Annotated in this window: 13 protein-coding genes and 2 tRNA genes; 11 read left to right on the forward strand and 4 right to left on the reverse strand. The window is 60.7% G+C overall.

The features are described from left to right. Nucleotide 1: 1 nt before the first annotated feature. Nucleotides 2–1285 (reverse strand): NAD(P)/FAD-dependent oxidoreductase, encoded by a 1284-nt coding sequence (locus GCU53_RS21465; RefSeq protein WP_152389384.1) that lies wholly within the window; start codon nucleotides 1283–1285, stop codon nucleotides 2–4. A gap of 173 nt (nucleotides 1286–1458) precedes the next feature. On the opposite strand from GCU53_RS21465, the gene GCU53_RS21470 reads away from it, so the two are divergent. The 11 genes from GCU53_RS21470 to GCU53_RS21525 all read left to right on the forward strand — a co-directional run bounded on the left by GCU53_RS21470 (nucleotide 1459) and on the right by GCU53_RS21525 (nucleotide 12437). Beyond that, nucleotides 1459–1535: transfer RNA gene (locus GCU53_RS21470), tRNA-Val, on the forward strand. Between the two features lie 2522 nt (nucleotides 1536–4057). Continuing rightward, nucleotides 4058–4348, forward strand: coding sequence for a hypothetical protein (locus GCU53_RS21475; protein ID WP_152389385.1), 291 nt, complete (start codon nucleotides 4058–4060; stop codon nucleotides 4346–4348). A 539-nt stretch (nucleotides 4349–4887) separates the two neighbouring features. Further along, nucleotides 4888–6810, forward strand: a complete 1923-nt coding sequence (gene thrS / locus GCU53_RS21485) for a threonine--tRNA ligase (RefSeq protein ID WP_152389386.1) — start codon at nucleotides 4888–4890, stop codon at nucleotides 6808–6810. Then, on the forward strand, nucleotides 6810–7361 hold the full coding sequence (infC, locus tag GCU53_RS21490; RefSeq protein WP_208845535.1) for a translation initiation factor IF-3: 552 nt from the start codon (nucleotides 6810–6812) through the stop codon (nucleotides 7359–7361). The genes thrS and infC overlap by 1 nt, the downstream gene beginning before the upstream one ends. A 62-nt stretch (nucleotides 7362–7423) precedes the next feature. After that, nucleotides 7424–7618 (forward strand): 50S ribosomal protein L35, encoded by a 195-nt coding sequence (gene rpmI / locus GCU53_RS21495; protein ID WP_039804765.1) that lies wholly within the window; start codon nucleotides 7424–7426, stop codon nucleotides 7616–7618. Nucleotides 7619–7648: 30 nt separating this feature from the next. Continuing rightward, nucleotides 7649–8005: a 50S ribosomal protein L20 gene (gene rplT / locus GCU53_RS21500; RefSeq protein ID WP_152389388.1), complete on the forward strand. Its 357-nt coding sequence runs from the start codon at nucleotides 7649–7651 to the stop codon at nucleotides 8003–8005. A gap of 198 nt (nucleotides 8006–8203) precedes the next feature. After that, entirely contained in the window at nucleotides 8204–9220 is a 1017-nt protein-coding gene (gene pheS / locus GCU53_RS21505) for a phenylalanine--tRNA ligase subunit alpha (RefSeq protein WP_152389389.1), read from the forward strand. Between the two features lie 36 nt (nucleotides 9221–9256). Beyond that, the gene (pheT, locus tag GCU53_RS21510; protein WP_152389390.1) at nucleotides 9257–11635 is read left to right on the forward strand and encodes a phenylalanine--tRNA ligase subunit beta; all 2379 of its coding nucleotides are present in this window, start codon (nucleotides 9257–9259) and stop codon (nucleotides 11633–11635) included. A gap of 5 nt (nucleotides 11636–11640) precedes the next feature. Continuing rightward, nucleotides 11641–11943, forward strand: coding sequence for an integration host factor subunit alpha (gene ihfA, locus GCU53_RS21515; protein WP_011913482.1), 303 nt, complete (start codon nucleotides 11641–11643; stop codon nucleotides 11941–11943). Further along, nucleotides 11924–12280 carry a MerR family transcriptional regulator gene (locus tag GCU53_RS21520; RefSeq protein WP_152389391.1) on the forward strand — a complete coding sequence of 119 codons (357 nt, stop codon included), beginning with the start codon at nucleotides 11924–11926 and terminating at the stop codon, nucleotides 12278–12280. The genes ihfA and GCU53_RS21520 overlap by 20 nt, the downstream gene beginning before the upstream one ends. A gap of 80 nt (nucleotides 12281–12360) precedes the next feature. Continuing rightward, nucleotides 12361–12437: transfer RNA gene (locus GCU53_RS21525), tRNA-Pro, on the forward strand. Nucleotides 12438–12515: 78 nt separating this feature from the next. On the opposite strand, the gene GCU53_RS21530 is transcribed toward GCU53_RS21525, so the two are convergent. The 3 genes from GCU53_RS21530 to GCU53_RS21540 are packed head-to-tail and all read right to left on the reverse strand — an operon-like array spanning nucleotide 12516 to nucleotide 14328. After that, entirely contained in the window at nucleotides 12516–13652 is a 1137-nt protein-coding gene (locus GCU53_RS21530; protein WP_244306904.1) for a tyrosine-type recombinase/integrase, read from the reverse strand. After that, on the reverse strand, nucleotides 13553–13978 hold the full coding sequence (locus tag GCU53_RS26275; RefSeq protein WP_244306905.1) for a hypothetical protein: 426 nt from the start codon (nucleotides 13976–13978) through the stop codon (nucleotides 13553–13555). Before GCU53_RS26275 ends, GCU53_RS21530 begins: the two co-directional genes overlap by 100 nt. Before the next feature lie 47 nt (nucleotides 13979–14025). Further along, the gene (locus tag GCU53_RS21540; protein WP_152389393.1) at nucleotides 14026–14328 is read right to left on the reverse strand and encodes a hypothetical protein; all 303 of its coding nucleotides are present in this window, start codon (nucleotides 14326–14328) and stop codon (nucleotides 14026–14028) included. Nucleotides 14329–14343: the final 15 nt, after the last annotated feature.

Raw genomic sequence — 14343 nt, forward strand, 5'->3', positions numbered from 1 at the left:
GTCAGACGCCCAACTGGTCCCGCAGGTTGTAGTACCAGGCTCCCAGGGCGGTGAAGGGCACGCGCAGCAGCCGGCCGCCGGGGAAGGGGTAGTGCGGCAGTGCGGCGAAGGCATCGAAGCGTTCGGCCTGGCCGCGCAGGGCCTCGGCGAGCAGCTTGCCGGCCAGGTGGGTATAGGTGACGCCGTGGCCGCTACAGCCTTGGGAGTAATAGATGTTGTCGCCGATCCGCCCTACCTGGGGCAGGCGCGAGAGGGTGAGCAGGAAGTTGCCGGTCCAGGCGTAGTCGATCTTCACGTGCTGCAGCTGCGGGAAGGTCTTGAGCATCTTCGGCCGGACGATGGCAGCGATGTCCCGCGGATCGCGCGCACCGTAGACCACTCCACCGCCATAGATGAGGCGCCGGTCGGCGGAGAGCCGGTAGTAGTCCAGTAGGAAGTTGCAGTCTTCGACACAGTAGTCCTGCGGCAGCAGGTTGGCGGCCAGCTCCTCGTCCAGGGGCTCGGTAGCGATCACCTGGGTGCCGCAAGGCATCGATTTGGCGGCCAGCTCCGGGACCAGGTCGCTCAGGTAGGCGTTGCCGGCCAATATGACGAACTTCGCCCTGACCTGTCCCTTGGGCGTATGCACTACTGGTGTGGTGCCGTGCTCGATGCGCACGGCGGGCGATTGCTCGTGGATCACTCCGCCGAGAGCCTCCACTGCAGCGGCCTCGCCGAGCGCCAGGTTGAGCGGATGGATGTGCCCGCCGCTCCTGTCCAGCAGGCCACCCACATATTGCCGGCTGTCTACCACCGTGCGAATGCCTCGCTCGTCCAGCAGTTCCAGCTGGCCATGGCCATAGCGCTCCCAGAGTTTCTTCTGCTCCTCCAGATGGGCCATCTGCCGGCTGGTGAAGGCGGCGAACACACCGCCGTCCTTCAAGTCGCAATGAATGTCATGACGAGCCACGAGTGCGCGCAGGATACGTCCGCCCTCGAAGGCCATGTCGCCGATCCGGCGGGCCTGCTCGACGGGCAGGCTGCGCTCGATCACATCAATGTCGCGACTGTAGCTGTTGACGATCTGCCCGCCGTTGCGCCCGGAAGCGCCGAAGCCGACCTTGGCCGCCTCCAGCACAACGACGCGAAAGCCGTTCTCCAGCAGGAACAGGGCGCTCGACAGGCCGGTATAGCCCGCACCGACGATGCAGACGTCGGTTTCGACCTCCCCGACGAGCTGTGGGCGCTGCGGGGCGGGGGCGGCTGTGGCGGCATAGTAGGAAAGGGGATAGTCGGTATGCGCCATCTTGCAGCTTCCTGATTCAATATTCGAGGTCGATCCGATGCTACCGAAGCGGCTTTCCCCCGGCTAGCGCACCGGGAATCCGGTCCCGCAGGGAAAAATCATCTTTTTCAGTTGGTTAGCGGGAAAAGGTGTTGACAGGGCGGCTCAAGTCCGTAGAATGCGCGGCCATCGACAGGCACATAGCTCAGTTGGTTAGAGCACCACCTTGACATGGTGGGGGTCGTTGGTTCGAGTCCAATTGTGCCTACCAAACAAAACCCGCATCGTGCGGGGCTTAGAAGGCGATCCGAAAGGGTCGCCTTTTTTGTTTTGAGCAAAATATTGGGAATATTTGGGGGAAACGCCCATCGGCTCGCAACTTCAGGTCCGCCTGGACACGCTGGTAGGTGATTCCCTTCTTATGTCATGGGCGGTCATCGCCCGTCGGGGCCTGTACGTGGGTCTGCATGAACTTCTCTTATCCTGGCGTGAATCTCTGTTGTCGCGGCCATGAGGAGGTCGCTGCCGGGCGGGCGAGCTGGCATTCCGATGCATGCGGGGACGTAAGGAGAAGAGTGCGGCCGGTTACGCCGGCCAGGCGGGCACTCTGTCGCCATTGGCGTGCCTACCAATAGGAGAGGGTACGGATGGATTCCCCTTTGGCTTGCAGATTATTCGAACCGACCGCGCGCTTTACCGATCCTTTGGAGGTCCGGTGCAGCCATTTTTACCAATGACCAGCTGACGCCGAGGGTATGCCGATCTGCCGGCGGCAATGCATGGGCATGTGCCTGTCCTGGTTGGTAGGGGGGGCTTTCATAAAAGTTAGCCTTTGGCGAACTTTTTTCCACACGCTTTGTGCGGATGTATTGTCCTTGTTGGTGGAGTGGCAGAGCGCGTGGGGTGCATGTGCTCTCCGTTTGGCCCCAAAAGACAAAGATGGCCGGTTGCGCCGGCCAGGCGGTCACTCTATCGACGCCTGCGTGACTACAGGCGGATTCCGGTGTCATAACTTCCGTGTCTTGCAGATTACTCGAACCGACTGCGCGCCTTGCCGGGGACGACATACCCTGACGTGGACATTTCACGAATGGCCGGCTGACGCTGCCGGCATGCCGATCTGCCGACGGCTCCTTGGCAAATACCTGCTGCAGGTGCTCCCCCGGGGGTTGCAAGGGAGTAATAAGTAAGGTAGTTCCCAGGTTGTTTTTGACAAATCCAGCGGTGGGAAAGTCCTTCTCTGCGCCCGATCCTGGGCGAATGCAGTGCATGTGCTATCAGCCAACCGGAAAGGGGTGGAGGTGTGGCCGGTTACGCCGGCCAGGCGGGCACTCTGTCGCCATTGGCGTGCCTGCCAGCAGGGGGGGATAAGCTCCCTGGCTTGCGGATTACTCGAACCGACTGCGCGCCTTGCCAAGGCTGTGGCCTTGGCGTGGCCACCGTGCGCGTGGCCGGCTGACGCTTTCGGCATGCCGATCCGCCGACGGTATTTACAAGGTAAGCCCGATAACTGGCGCCCAGCCAGGCGGCTGTGTCTGTTTTTGTCACGGGCCGAGGGGGCGGATTTGCATGCGAAATCGTGTGGCTGTCTCTTTGCTCTGGTTCCTCGGGGTTCTTCTTGTCCTTGGCGTGGTGCGCGCGCAGGCAGCTGAATCGCCCCGGTTGAGGTGGTTTCCTGATGGGGTATGGACGGGGTGGGTGTGGCCGGTTACGCCGGCCAGTCGGGCACTCTGTCGCCATTGGTGTGCCTGCCAATAAGGAGCAGGAGCGAACGTCCCTTGGCTTGCGGATTACTCGAACCGACTGCGCGCCTTGCCGGGGCCGTGAGACCCGGCGGGCCACCCTTAGCAGTGGCCAGCTGACGCTGACGGCATGCCGATCCGCCGACGGTATTCAAAGAATAGCTTCTTGGTGCGGAACGCCCAGGCAGGCACGGGTTTTTCTGCCTGCGTCGGAGGCTTCTGGCCGAATGCTCGCAGGTGTTCGACCCGGTGCAGGGTTGGCGGCTCGATTGGTGGTGAGGCAGGCTGTGGATAGGGGGCGGGGGGAAGGGTGCGGCCGGTTACGCCGGCCAGTCGGGCACTTTGCCGCCGCTGGCGTGCCTGCCAGCTGGGTAGGTGAATCGGCCTCGGCTTGCAGATTACTCGAACCAGCTGCGCGCCTTGCTGGAGCCGGGAGCTCCGGCGTGGCCATCATCTTGGATATGCCGGCTGACGCTGCTGGCGTGCCGATCTGCCCACGGATATTGCAAATCCTGCCCGATGTCGGGGCAATGGCCGTCTTTCCGGCCTGTCATCTGCTCTGTCGCCGACTGCGCAGATACAGCCCGTATAGGGGATATGGATAAAACCCTAGGCTTGCGGATTACTCGAACCTGCAGCGCGCATTCACAGCCCCTACTAAAAAGGTGAGTCAGCTAACGCTGCGGGCATGCCGATCCGCCGGCGGCAGGGTCATGATAACCTGTCGAAACGAGGATATGTTGTTTTAATAATAACATTTTTTCCTAAAATTTCTCTTTTAAGAAAGAATTTGTCTTTTATTTCTGTTTTTTTTCGTGTATCGCGGCTTGCCCATGGTTACTTCCTGGGTCGTAGCCGCTCCGGTTGCTATCGGGGCGGTGATCGTAATCAAGGGCGTCTGTGGTTGGGCTCGAGGGGGCTGGTCGGGGGGAGGAGGCTTGCAAGCCATTGCCGAGCTTGTCGGATGATTGGCGGGTTTGCTGGTCGAACGCTATGCGCTGGCAGTCATCTCATGTACATGGCCGATCTGTAAGTCAGTAGCGAGGTGTGCATGATGGATCCGGAAGCTCCTATCGAAATTCCTGCCGATACTGAAGGTGAAATTCCAAGATCTCGCGATGAGCAGGGAGAGCGCGAGTCTGAAGAGGTCAAGGAGGTAAGGCGCAAATCAGGCTCTTTGAATGCCCGGCGAGTCCGGGGGAGCCCTGATGAGTCGGGTGTTGAGGATGTGCCCGGCTATGACATCGAACTTCCACCGGATGCCAATGACGAGATCAAGGGATTGCCCTCGGATATTGATCCGGATAGTGCGGATATTGATGGCCAGATCAATCCACTTTGATTGTCCGGTTGGATGTGTTGGGAAGGCCCGGTCAGTGCACCGGGCTTTTTCTTCTCTGGCTTCTGGAAGGCGCCATCGGGGTGAGGCCCGAATGTTGTTGTCGAACGGTATGGCGAGACGCCCGAAGGGCTCTGCGTGCGCTGTCGTGGGTTTTTTCGTGGGGAAATACAGCATTAATTTATAAATGGTTCATGTTAGGATAAGCGTTTCAAAAGCAAGCGATTCGATCTGTTTCCCTTTTTGACTCAATGGATTAAGGCCATCCTGCCGCTGTCCTGAAGGGGTAGCTCGGTCAAGTCCTATTATGCTCGCAACTCTGAATTGAAAAGGCCGCGAAAGCGTCTTTTTACAGGATGCTTGTCAGTGGCGCGGCTTTCTGAAAGCATCCCGCAGCTTTTACTTCCAGTGACTCCGGTTCGCTCGGTTCGGGCCTTCGGGCTTCTGCCACCGTGAGGCAGGCATATCCGGCGAATCGCTTTACTGGCTCATCCCAACCCATGTGGCCTTTGGTAGGGGTCACCACTAGGAGAGGAGGCGCCATGCCCACCATCACTCTTCCCGACGGCAGTCAACGTGCATTCGATCATCCGGTTTCGGTCGCCGAGGTCGCCCAGTCCATCGGCGCCGGCCTGGCCAAGGCCACCGTGGCCGGCAAGGTCGACGGCAGGCTGGTCGATGCCTGCGATCTGATCGACCATGATGCGACCCTGCAGATCATCACGCCGAAGGACGAGGAGGGGGTCGAGATCATCCGCCACTCCTGTGCCCACCTGGTCGGCCATGCGGTCAAGCAGCTGTATCCGACGGCGAAGATGGTGATCGGTCCGGTCATCGAGGAAGGTTTCTACTACGACATCGCCTACGAGCGTCCCTTCACGCCGGAGGACATGGCGGCCATCGAGCAGCGCATGCGCGAGCTGATCGACAAGGACTACGACGTCATCAAGAAGATGACCCCGCGCGAGCAGGTGATCGAGGTGTTCAGGTCCCGGGGCGAGGACTACAAGCTGCGCCTGGTCGACGACATGCCCGACGAGCAGGCGATGGGGCTGTACTACCACGAGGAATACGTGGACATGTGCCGTGGTCCGCACGTGCCGAACACCCGCTTCCTCAAGGCCTTCAAGCTGACCAAGCTGTCCGGCGCTTATTGGCGCGGCGACGCCAAGAACGAGCAACTGCAGCGCGTCTACGGTACCGCCTGGGCGGACAAGAAGCAGCTGGCCGCCTACATCCAGCGCATCGAGGAGGCAGAGAAGCGCGATCATCGCAAGCTCGGCAAGCGCCTCGATCTGTTCCACACCCAGGAAGAAGCGCCGGGCATGGTCTTCTGGCATCCCAATGGCTGGATCGTCTACCAAGTGCTCGAGCAATACATGCGTACCGTCCAGCGGGAAAACGGCTATCTGGAGATCAAGACGCCGCAGGTGGTCGATCGCGTACTCTGGGAAAAGTCGGGGCACTGGGCAAACTATGCCGAGAACATGTTCACCACCGAATCGGAAAGCCGCGACTACGCGATCAAGCCGATGAACTGCCCGTGCCATGTGCAGGTGTACAACCAGGGGCTGAAGAGCTACCGCGAGCTGCCGCTGCGTCTGGCCGAGTTCGGTGCCTGTCATCGCAACGAGCCGTCGGGTGCGCTGCACGGCATCATGCGCGTGCGCGGCTTCACCCAGGACGATGCGCACATCTTCTGCACCGAAGAGCAGATGCAGGCCGAGTCCGCCGCTTTCATCAAGCTGACTCAACAGGTTTACGCCGACTTCGGCTTCCAGGACATCCAGCTGAAGCTGTCCACCCGTCCGGAAAAGCGCGTCGGTTCCGACGATCTGTGGGATCGTGCCGAGGGTGCGCTGGCCGCGGCCCTGGAGACTGCCGGCCTGCCCTATGATCTGCAGCCGGGCGAAGGTGCTTTCTACGGCCCGAAGATCGAGTTTTCCCTGAAGGACTGCCTGGGGCGTGTCTGGCAGTGTGGCACCCTGCAGTTGGACTTCAACCTGCCGGTCCGTCTCGGAGCCGAGTACGTCAGCGAGAACAACGACCGCCAGCATCCGGTGATGCTGCACCGGGCGATCCTGGGCTCCTTCGAGCGTTTCATCGGCATCCTGATCGAGCACTACGAAGGCGCTTTCCCGGCCTGGCTGGCGCCGACTCAGGCGGTGATCATGAACATCACCGACAAGCAGGGCGAATTCGCGCTTGAAGTCGAGCGGATGCTCAATCAAAGCGGTTTTCGTGCCAGGTCCGACTTGAGAAACGAAAAGATCGGTTTTAAAATCCGCGAGCATACTTTGCTCAAGGTTCCCTATCTCTTGGTGGTCGGAGATCGGGAAGTTGAGACGCGAGCCGTAGCTGTGCGCACCCGCGAAGGGGTCGATCTGGGCTCGATGCCCGTCGAACAGTTCCGCGAGATGCTGGCGCAGGCGGTAGCCCGGCGTGGTCGCCAAGAATTGGAGTAATCATTATTAAGCGTGAAATGAGACAAGATAGAAAAGCTCAACCGAAAGCCCCGATCAACGAGAATATCTCGGCACGCGAGGTTCGGTTAATTGGAGTGGACGGCGAGCAGATTGGCATCGTCTCGATTGATGAAGCGCTTCGCGTAGCGGAAGAGGCCAAGCTGGATCTGGTCGAGATTTCCGCTGACGCGGTACCGCCCGTGTGCCGGATCATGGACTACGGCAAGCACCTGTTCGAGAAGAAGAAGCAGGTCGCGGCGGCGAAAAAGAACCAGAAACAGGTCCAGATCAAGGAAATCAAGTTCCGACCAGGGACGGAAGAAGGGGATTACCAGGTAAAACTACGCAACCTGGTACGTTTCCTTAGCGATGGGGACAAGGCCAAGGTATCCCTGCGATTCCGCGGCCGCGAGATGGCTCACCAGGAGCTGGGCATGGAGCTGTTGAAGCGGGTCGAAACCGACCTCGTCGAATATGGCGCCGTCGAACAGCATCCGAAGATGGAAGGACGCCAACTGATCATGGTCATCGCCCCCAAAAAGAAAAAATAACCCACCAGGGCACTGGCAGGCCTTGCGGTTATGTATATTGACTGAATGCGGAGTATCCGAACATGCCAAAGATGAAAACCAAGAGCGGTGCCAAGAAGCGCTTCAAGCCGACTGCGAACGGCTTCAAGCACAAGCACGCTTTCAAGAGCCACATCCTGACCAAGATGACGACCAAGCGTAAGCGTCAGCTGCGCGGCACCTCGCTGATGCATCCGTCCGACGTCGCCAAAGTCGAGCGCATGCTGCGCGTTCGTTAATTCCGGTCAAGATTCTAGAGGTAACTACTCATGGCTCGTGTTAAGCGTGGCGTTATCGCCCGTCGCCGTCACAAGAAAATCCTGAAACTCGCCAAGGGCTACTACGGTGCGCGTTCCCGCGTATTCCGCGTCGCCAAGCAGGCGGTGATCAAGGCAGGCCAGTATGCCTACCGTGACCGCCGTCAGCGCAAGCGTCAATTCCGTGCCCTGTGGATCGCCCGTATCAACGCTGGTGCCCGTCAGAACGGTCTGTCCTACAGCCGTCTGATCGCCGGTCTGAAAAGGGCGGCCATCGAGATCGACCGCAAGGTTCTGTCCGATCTGGCAGTGAACGAGAAAGCGGCGTTCGCCGCGATTGTCGAGAAGGCCAAAGCCGTTCTGGCTTGATCCCCCCCGACAATCACCGGGTTCGCCCGGTGCCGAACGTCACCGATAGGGGAAGAGCCTAGTGCTCTTCCCCTATTTCGTATCTGAGAAGGGGTTTTTGCAAAACCGAGCGTTGCGTTCCTGGCAGACCTCCTGCCGAGTGCGGCAAGGTCGAAGCGGGCGCCAGGACAGTTCTGCAAGACCCCCTGGAGGTTGTACATGGAAAACCTGGATGCACTGGTCTCGCAAGCGCTCGAGGCCGTGCAACATTGCGAAGACGTCAACGCCCTGGAGCAGCTCCGAGTTCACTACCTCGGCAAGAAGGGCGAGCTGACCCAGCTGATGCAGAGCCTGGGCAAGCTCTCGGCCGAAGAGCGCCCGAAGGCTGGCGCCCTGATCAATGCGGCCAAGAACAGCGTTCAGGAGGCCCTCAATGCGCACAAGGCCGACCTCGAGTCCGCTGCGCTGGCTGCCAGGCTGGCCGCGGAGCGCATCGACGTGACCCTGCCGGGGCGTGGCCAGGCTTCCGGTGGCCTGCATCCAGTGACCCGTACCCTCGAGCGCGTCGAGCAGTTCTTCACCCATATCGGCTACAGTGTCGCCGAGGGCCCGGAAGTCGAGGACGACTACCACAACTTCGAGGCTCTCAACATCCCCGGTCACCATCCGGCGCGGGCGATGCACGACACTTTCTATTTCAATGCCAACATGCTGCTGCGCACCCACACCTCGCCGGTCCAGGTGCGCACCATGGAAAGCGGGGAGCCACCGATCCGCATCGTCTGCCCGGGCCGCGTCTACCGCTGCGACTCGGATATCACCCACTCGCCCATGTTCCACCAGCTCGAGGGCCTGCTGATCGACGAAAACGTCAGCTTCGCCGATCTCAAGGGCACCATCGAGGAATTTCTCCGGGTGTTCTTCGAGAAGCCGCTGGGCGTGCGCTTCCGTCCCTCGTTCTTCCCCTTCACCGAGCCTTCGGCCGAGGTCGACATGCAGTGCGTGATGTGCGGCGGCCATGGGTGCCGGGTGTGCAAGCACACCGGCTGGCTGGAGGTGATGGGCTGCGGCATGGTGCACCCCAATGTGCTGCGCATGTCCGGCATCGATCCGGAGAAGTACCAGGGCTTCGCCTTCGGCATGGGGATCGAGCGCCTGGCCATGCTGCGTTATGGCGTCAACGACTTGCGCCTGTTCTTCGACAACGATCTGCGCTTCCTTGCGCAATTCCGCTAGGGCCGCAACCGTAATCGAATTCTTTGGGAGAACAGGATGAAATTCAGCGAACAATGGCTGCGGGACTGGGTCAATCCGCAGGTGTCCCGCGACGAATTGGTGGCCCGCCTGTCCATGGCCGGTCTCGAGGTCGACAGCGTCACGCCGGTGGCGGGGGCCTTTTCCGGTGTGGTGGTGGGCGAGATCCTCGCCACCGAGCCGCATCCGGACGCCGACAAGCTGCGCGTCTGCCAGGTGAGCAACGGCAGCGAAACCTTCCAGGTGGTCTGCGGTGCGCCCAATGCCCGTCCGGGCATCAGGGTCCCCTTCGCCATGATCGGTGCCGTACTCGGTGACGACTTCAAGATCAAGAAGGCCAAGCTGCGTGGTGTGGAATCCTTCGGCATGCTCTGCTCGGCAGCCGAGCTCAGGATCAGCGAGGAGAACGACGGCCTGCTGGAACTGCCGGCCGATGCGCCGGTAGGGCAGGACATCCGCACCTATCTCGATCTGGACGATGCCAGCATCGAGGTGGACCTGACCCCCAACCGTGGCGACTGCCTGTCCCTGGCCGGCCTGGCCCGCGAGGTAGGTGCCCTCTACGGCGCTCCGGTCGCTCGCCCGTCGGTCGCCAGCGTGCCGCCGGTACATGACGAAGTGCGTCCGGTCGAGGTGCTGGCATCGCAGGCCTGCCCTCGTTATCTGGGGCGCGTGGTGCGCAACGTCGACCTGTCGCGGCCGACTCCGCAGTGGATGGTCGAGCGCCTGCGCCGCTCCGGTGTTCGCGCCATCGACCCGGCGGTCGATGTCACCAACTACGTGATGCTCGAGCTGGGTCAACCGATGCATGCCTTCGATCTTGCCGAGATCCATGGCGGTGTCCGCGTGCGCATGGCCGAGGAGGGCGAGAAGCTGGTCCTGCTCGACGGCCAGGAGGTCAGCCTGCGTGCCGATACCCTGGTGATCGCCGACCACCAGCGCGCCCTGGCGATCGCCGGCGTGATGGGCGGCGAACACAGTGGCGTTGCCAAGGGTACCCGTGACCTGTTCCTGGAAAGTGCCTTCTTCGACACCATCGCCATCGCTGGCAAAGCGCGCTCCTATGGTCTGCACACCGATGCCTCGCACCGCTTCGAGCGCGGTGTCGATTGGCAACTGGCCCGCGAAGCCATGGAGCGTGCCACTGCGCTGCTGCTGGAGATTGTCGGTGGCGAGCCCGGCCCCATCATCGAGGTGGTCGATCCGTCGAGCCTGCCGCAGGTGGCGCCGATCACCCTGCGTGCCGAGCGCATCGAGCAGATGCTCGGCCTGCGCATGGAGGCCGCCGAAGTCGAGCGCCTGCTGGTCGCACTGGGGCTGACGGTCAGCTCCACTGCGGCCAGCCAGTGGCAGGTTGGGGTGCCCAGCCATCGTTTCGATATCGGTCTCGAAGTGGATCTGATCGAGGAGCTCGGCCGCCTGCATGGCTACAACAACCTGCCGGTCCGCTATCCGCAGGCACGCCTGGCACCGCAGGCGCGTGCCGAGGCCCGCGGTGAACTGCCGGTGCTGCGCCGTCTGCTGGTCGCGCGCGGCTACCAGGAGGCGATCACCTACAGCTTCATCGATCCCAAGCTGTTCGAGCTCTTCACTCCGGGCGTCGAGCCGCTGGCCCTGGCCAATCCGATTTCCGCGGACATGGCGGTCATGCGGGCCTCGCTCTGGCCTGGACTGCTCAAGGCGCTGCAGTACAACCTGAACCGCCAGCAGTCCCGCGTGCGTCTGTTCGAGAGCGGCCTGCGTTTCGTCGGTCGGCTGGACAACCTCAAGCAGGAGCCCGTGCTGGCTGGCGTCATCACCGGCAGCCGTCTGCCGGAAAGCTGGAGCCATGGCCGGGATGCGGTGGACTTCTACGATGCCAAGGCGGATGTGGAGGCTCTGCTTGCCACCGCCGGCGCCGCCGACGAATATCGTTTCGTCAGTGGCGAGCATCCTGCGCTACATCCGGGGCAGACCGCACGGATCGAGCGCAAGGGACGTCTGGTCGGCTTCCTGGGTGCCCTGCATCCCGAACTGGGCAAGGCGCTGGGGTTGGATCAGCCGGTCTTCCTGTTCGAGCTGGTCCTGGCGGAAATCGCTGCCGGTCGCCTGCCGGCTTTCCGCGAGCTTTCGCGCTTCCCCGAGGTGCGCCGCGATCTCGCGCTGATCGTCGATTGCGATACTCCGGCAGAGGCGGTGCTGCAGGCCATTCGCGAGGCGGCAGGGGAATATCTGACCGACCTGCGTCTGTTCGATGTGTATCAGGGTAAAGGTATTGATCCGCAACGAAAAAGCCTGGCTGTCGGCTTGACCTGGCAACATCCATCGCGCACTCTTAACGATGATGAGGTGAACAGTACAACCCAGAACATCCTCACCTCGCTGGAAGAAAGGTTCAATGCGACGTTAAGGAAGTAGCGTATATGGGGGCTCTGACGAAAGCTGAGATGGCAGAACGTCTCTACGAGGAGCTTGGCCTGAATAAACGAGAAGCCAAGGAATTGGTGGAGCTGTTCTTCGAGGAAATCCGCCAGGCACTGGAGCACAACGAGCAGGTCAAATTGTCCGGTTTCGGCAATTTCGACCTGCGCGACAAGCGCCAGCGGCCTGGTCGCAACCCCAAGACGGGGGAGGAAATCCCGATCACGGCACGGCGTGTCGTCACCTTTCGTCCAGGGCAGAAGCTGAAAGCCAGGGTTGAAGCCTATGCTGGAACCAAGCCATAACGACGAACTGCCTCCCATCCCCGGGAAGCGTTACTTCACCATTGGCGAGGTCAGTGAGCTGTGTGCGGTCAAGCCGCACGTGTTGCGTTACTGGGAACAGGAATTTCCCCAGATCAACCCGGTCAAGCGTCGGGGCAATCGGCGCTACTATCAGCGTCAGGATGTCCTGATGATCCGGCATATTCGCGCCCTGCTGTACGAGCAGGGCTTCACCATCGGCGGGGCGCGCCTGCGCCTTTCCGGGGACGAAGCCAAGGAAGAAACCACCCAATACCGGCAACTGATTCGACAGACGATCGCCGAGTTGGAGGATGTTCTCCAGGTTTTGCGCAAGTAGCCGAAGTCGCAAAAAAAACTTCCACTTTTCAGAAGCTTAATATATAGTTCGACCCGCTCCAGCGAGTTGGGGCAAAGAGTCGGGGCGTAGCGCAGCCTGGTAGCGCACTTGCATGGGGTGCAAGGGGTCGAGTGTTCGAATCACTCCGTCCCGACCAATGAATTCAATGACTTAGCCGCTTTCGAGCGGTTTTGTTATTTTTGGCCTAGTGACTTTTCAAGTAACTCGGCCTTTTTTATCCCTGCCTCCTTTTCAGGATCGTCAGCGCCGGAGCGCGACTGTCGGTTGCTGATACCTTGTTCGCCGCATCAATCAGCTGGTCGAGTTCTGCCGCCGAATAGTGGCTGGTGATGCTTCCATTCTTGTGGCCCAATAGGGCCTTCCTGTCCTCCTCGGTTACGCCTGCCGCCCTAAGCCGTCTGCCAAACGTATGCTTTAGGTCGTGGATGCGTATCGAGGCGAATCCTGGGTGAGCCGGCGTCTTGTGGATCTCCTCCCACTTGGCAGCCGACCTAACCCTGGCCTTCCTCCAGGCGCTGTCGTTCATCCGGTGGACTGCAGTTGGCCCGAACTGGTCTGGATTTCCGTAGGGGAACACCAGTGATGGGTGTAGGCCGCGCTGCCCATCAATCACCCGCCTGGCTACGTCATTCAGAACGACAAGACGCTCGTCGCGGTTCTTAACGCCAGACTGCTCACGCCTCCCACCGAATTCTGCCGGGATCAGGAAAACGCTGGTCCCGAGTTCTGGCACGGCGATTTCCCATTCCCACCTGAGCTTGCAAACCTCCTGCTCTCGGCACCCGGTGTTAACCTTGTACAAGGCCATTCTCCGAAGGTGGTCGGGAAGCTCCGCGAACAGCAGGCTCTGTTCCTCCCACGACAGCGGGTACGGTTTTCGGCTGGCCCGCTTCTCATCCAGTTTGGCGATCATCGGCACTGTGTCGAGCCACGGTTTGCTGTTGTCGTCCCGCCACTTCCTAGCGCACAGGTTCAGGATCCTGATTACCCTCTCCAGCGCGATGTTCACCGTCCTGTTCGACGCTCCGCCTTGGAGCTTGTCCTTTATGTAGGGAGCCAAGGACCTGTCATCTATGCGGGACAGTGGTAGATCGCCTATGTACGAGTCGAGCTGCTCCAGGTAGATCGCCGTCAGCCAGATGGAAGGCTGGTTCTGGAACTCGATCAGATAGCGGGTTGCGGCCTCCTGCCACTGGATGACAGGGCGAACCCCGTACACTTTTTCCTGCCGCAACTGCTCCAGCCGATGGATCAGGTACTGCTCTGCTTCTTCCCGGTCACAAGTTCCAGTGCTTTCCTGAATCCGTTCTCCTTTGTACCTTTTGTCGATTTTCCAGATGCCGTTCGGCATTTTCTGGAGCCCTGAGATTGTTTTTCGCGCCATTGCTGTTCTCCTTTGCTTTGGCGCTCGCTGCGGGCGGATTGTTGCCCCGTAGCGCCTGCTTTATCAATTGCTGCTCGTTCAACATAGGCGTCAGCCCATGCGTCCAGTTCTTCACGATCGAACCCGACGCCCTGCTTCCCGATGGGGAACTCACGGACATAAGGCCTGACCGTATTTGCAAATTCGGTCTTGCACATGCCGAGGTATGCCGGAGCATCGCCGGCCCGGATGAATCGCGGGGCAATATCCTGCCGGCGCTGCCGAGTGATCGGCTGCGCTACTTCTGCGCTCATTGAGTCTCCCTGCCCCGGCCTGGCCGGGGAGTGTGGGCGGGGTTGGGTTAGGCTTGGCCGGTGGCCTTGGCTATTGCGGCGCGGGCTATATCTCCCGCGTGATACCGGGTTCCGCCCTTGCCTTCGTGTACAGCCAGAAGATTCTCAAGCGCCTCCAGCAGGCTCGGTGCGGCGGCGATCAGGCGGGCGTCATGATCATTCTCAAGCCCTGTTTCTGGTTCTGCCGCATACCAAACAACGGCCTTGCCTTCATGATTTTCAACTCCAAGCCCAGGCAATGAGCTTGGGCCTTCATAGTCCTCTGGAGTGAATACTCGCCAAGGCCCTGGCGTGTGCTTATGTTCAGACATGACTCTCTCCGCGCC

Source organism: Azotobacter salinestris, assembly GCF_009363155.1.
GTDB lineage: Bacteria > Pseudomonadota > Gammaproteobacteria > Pseudomonadales > Pseudomonadaceae > Azotobacter > Azotobacter salinestris.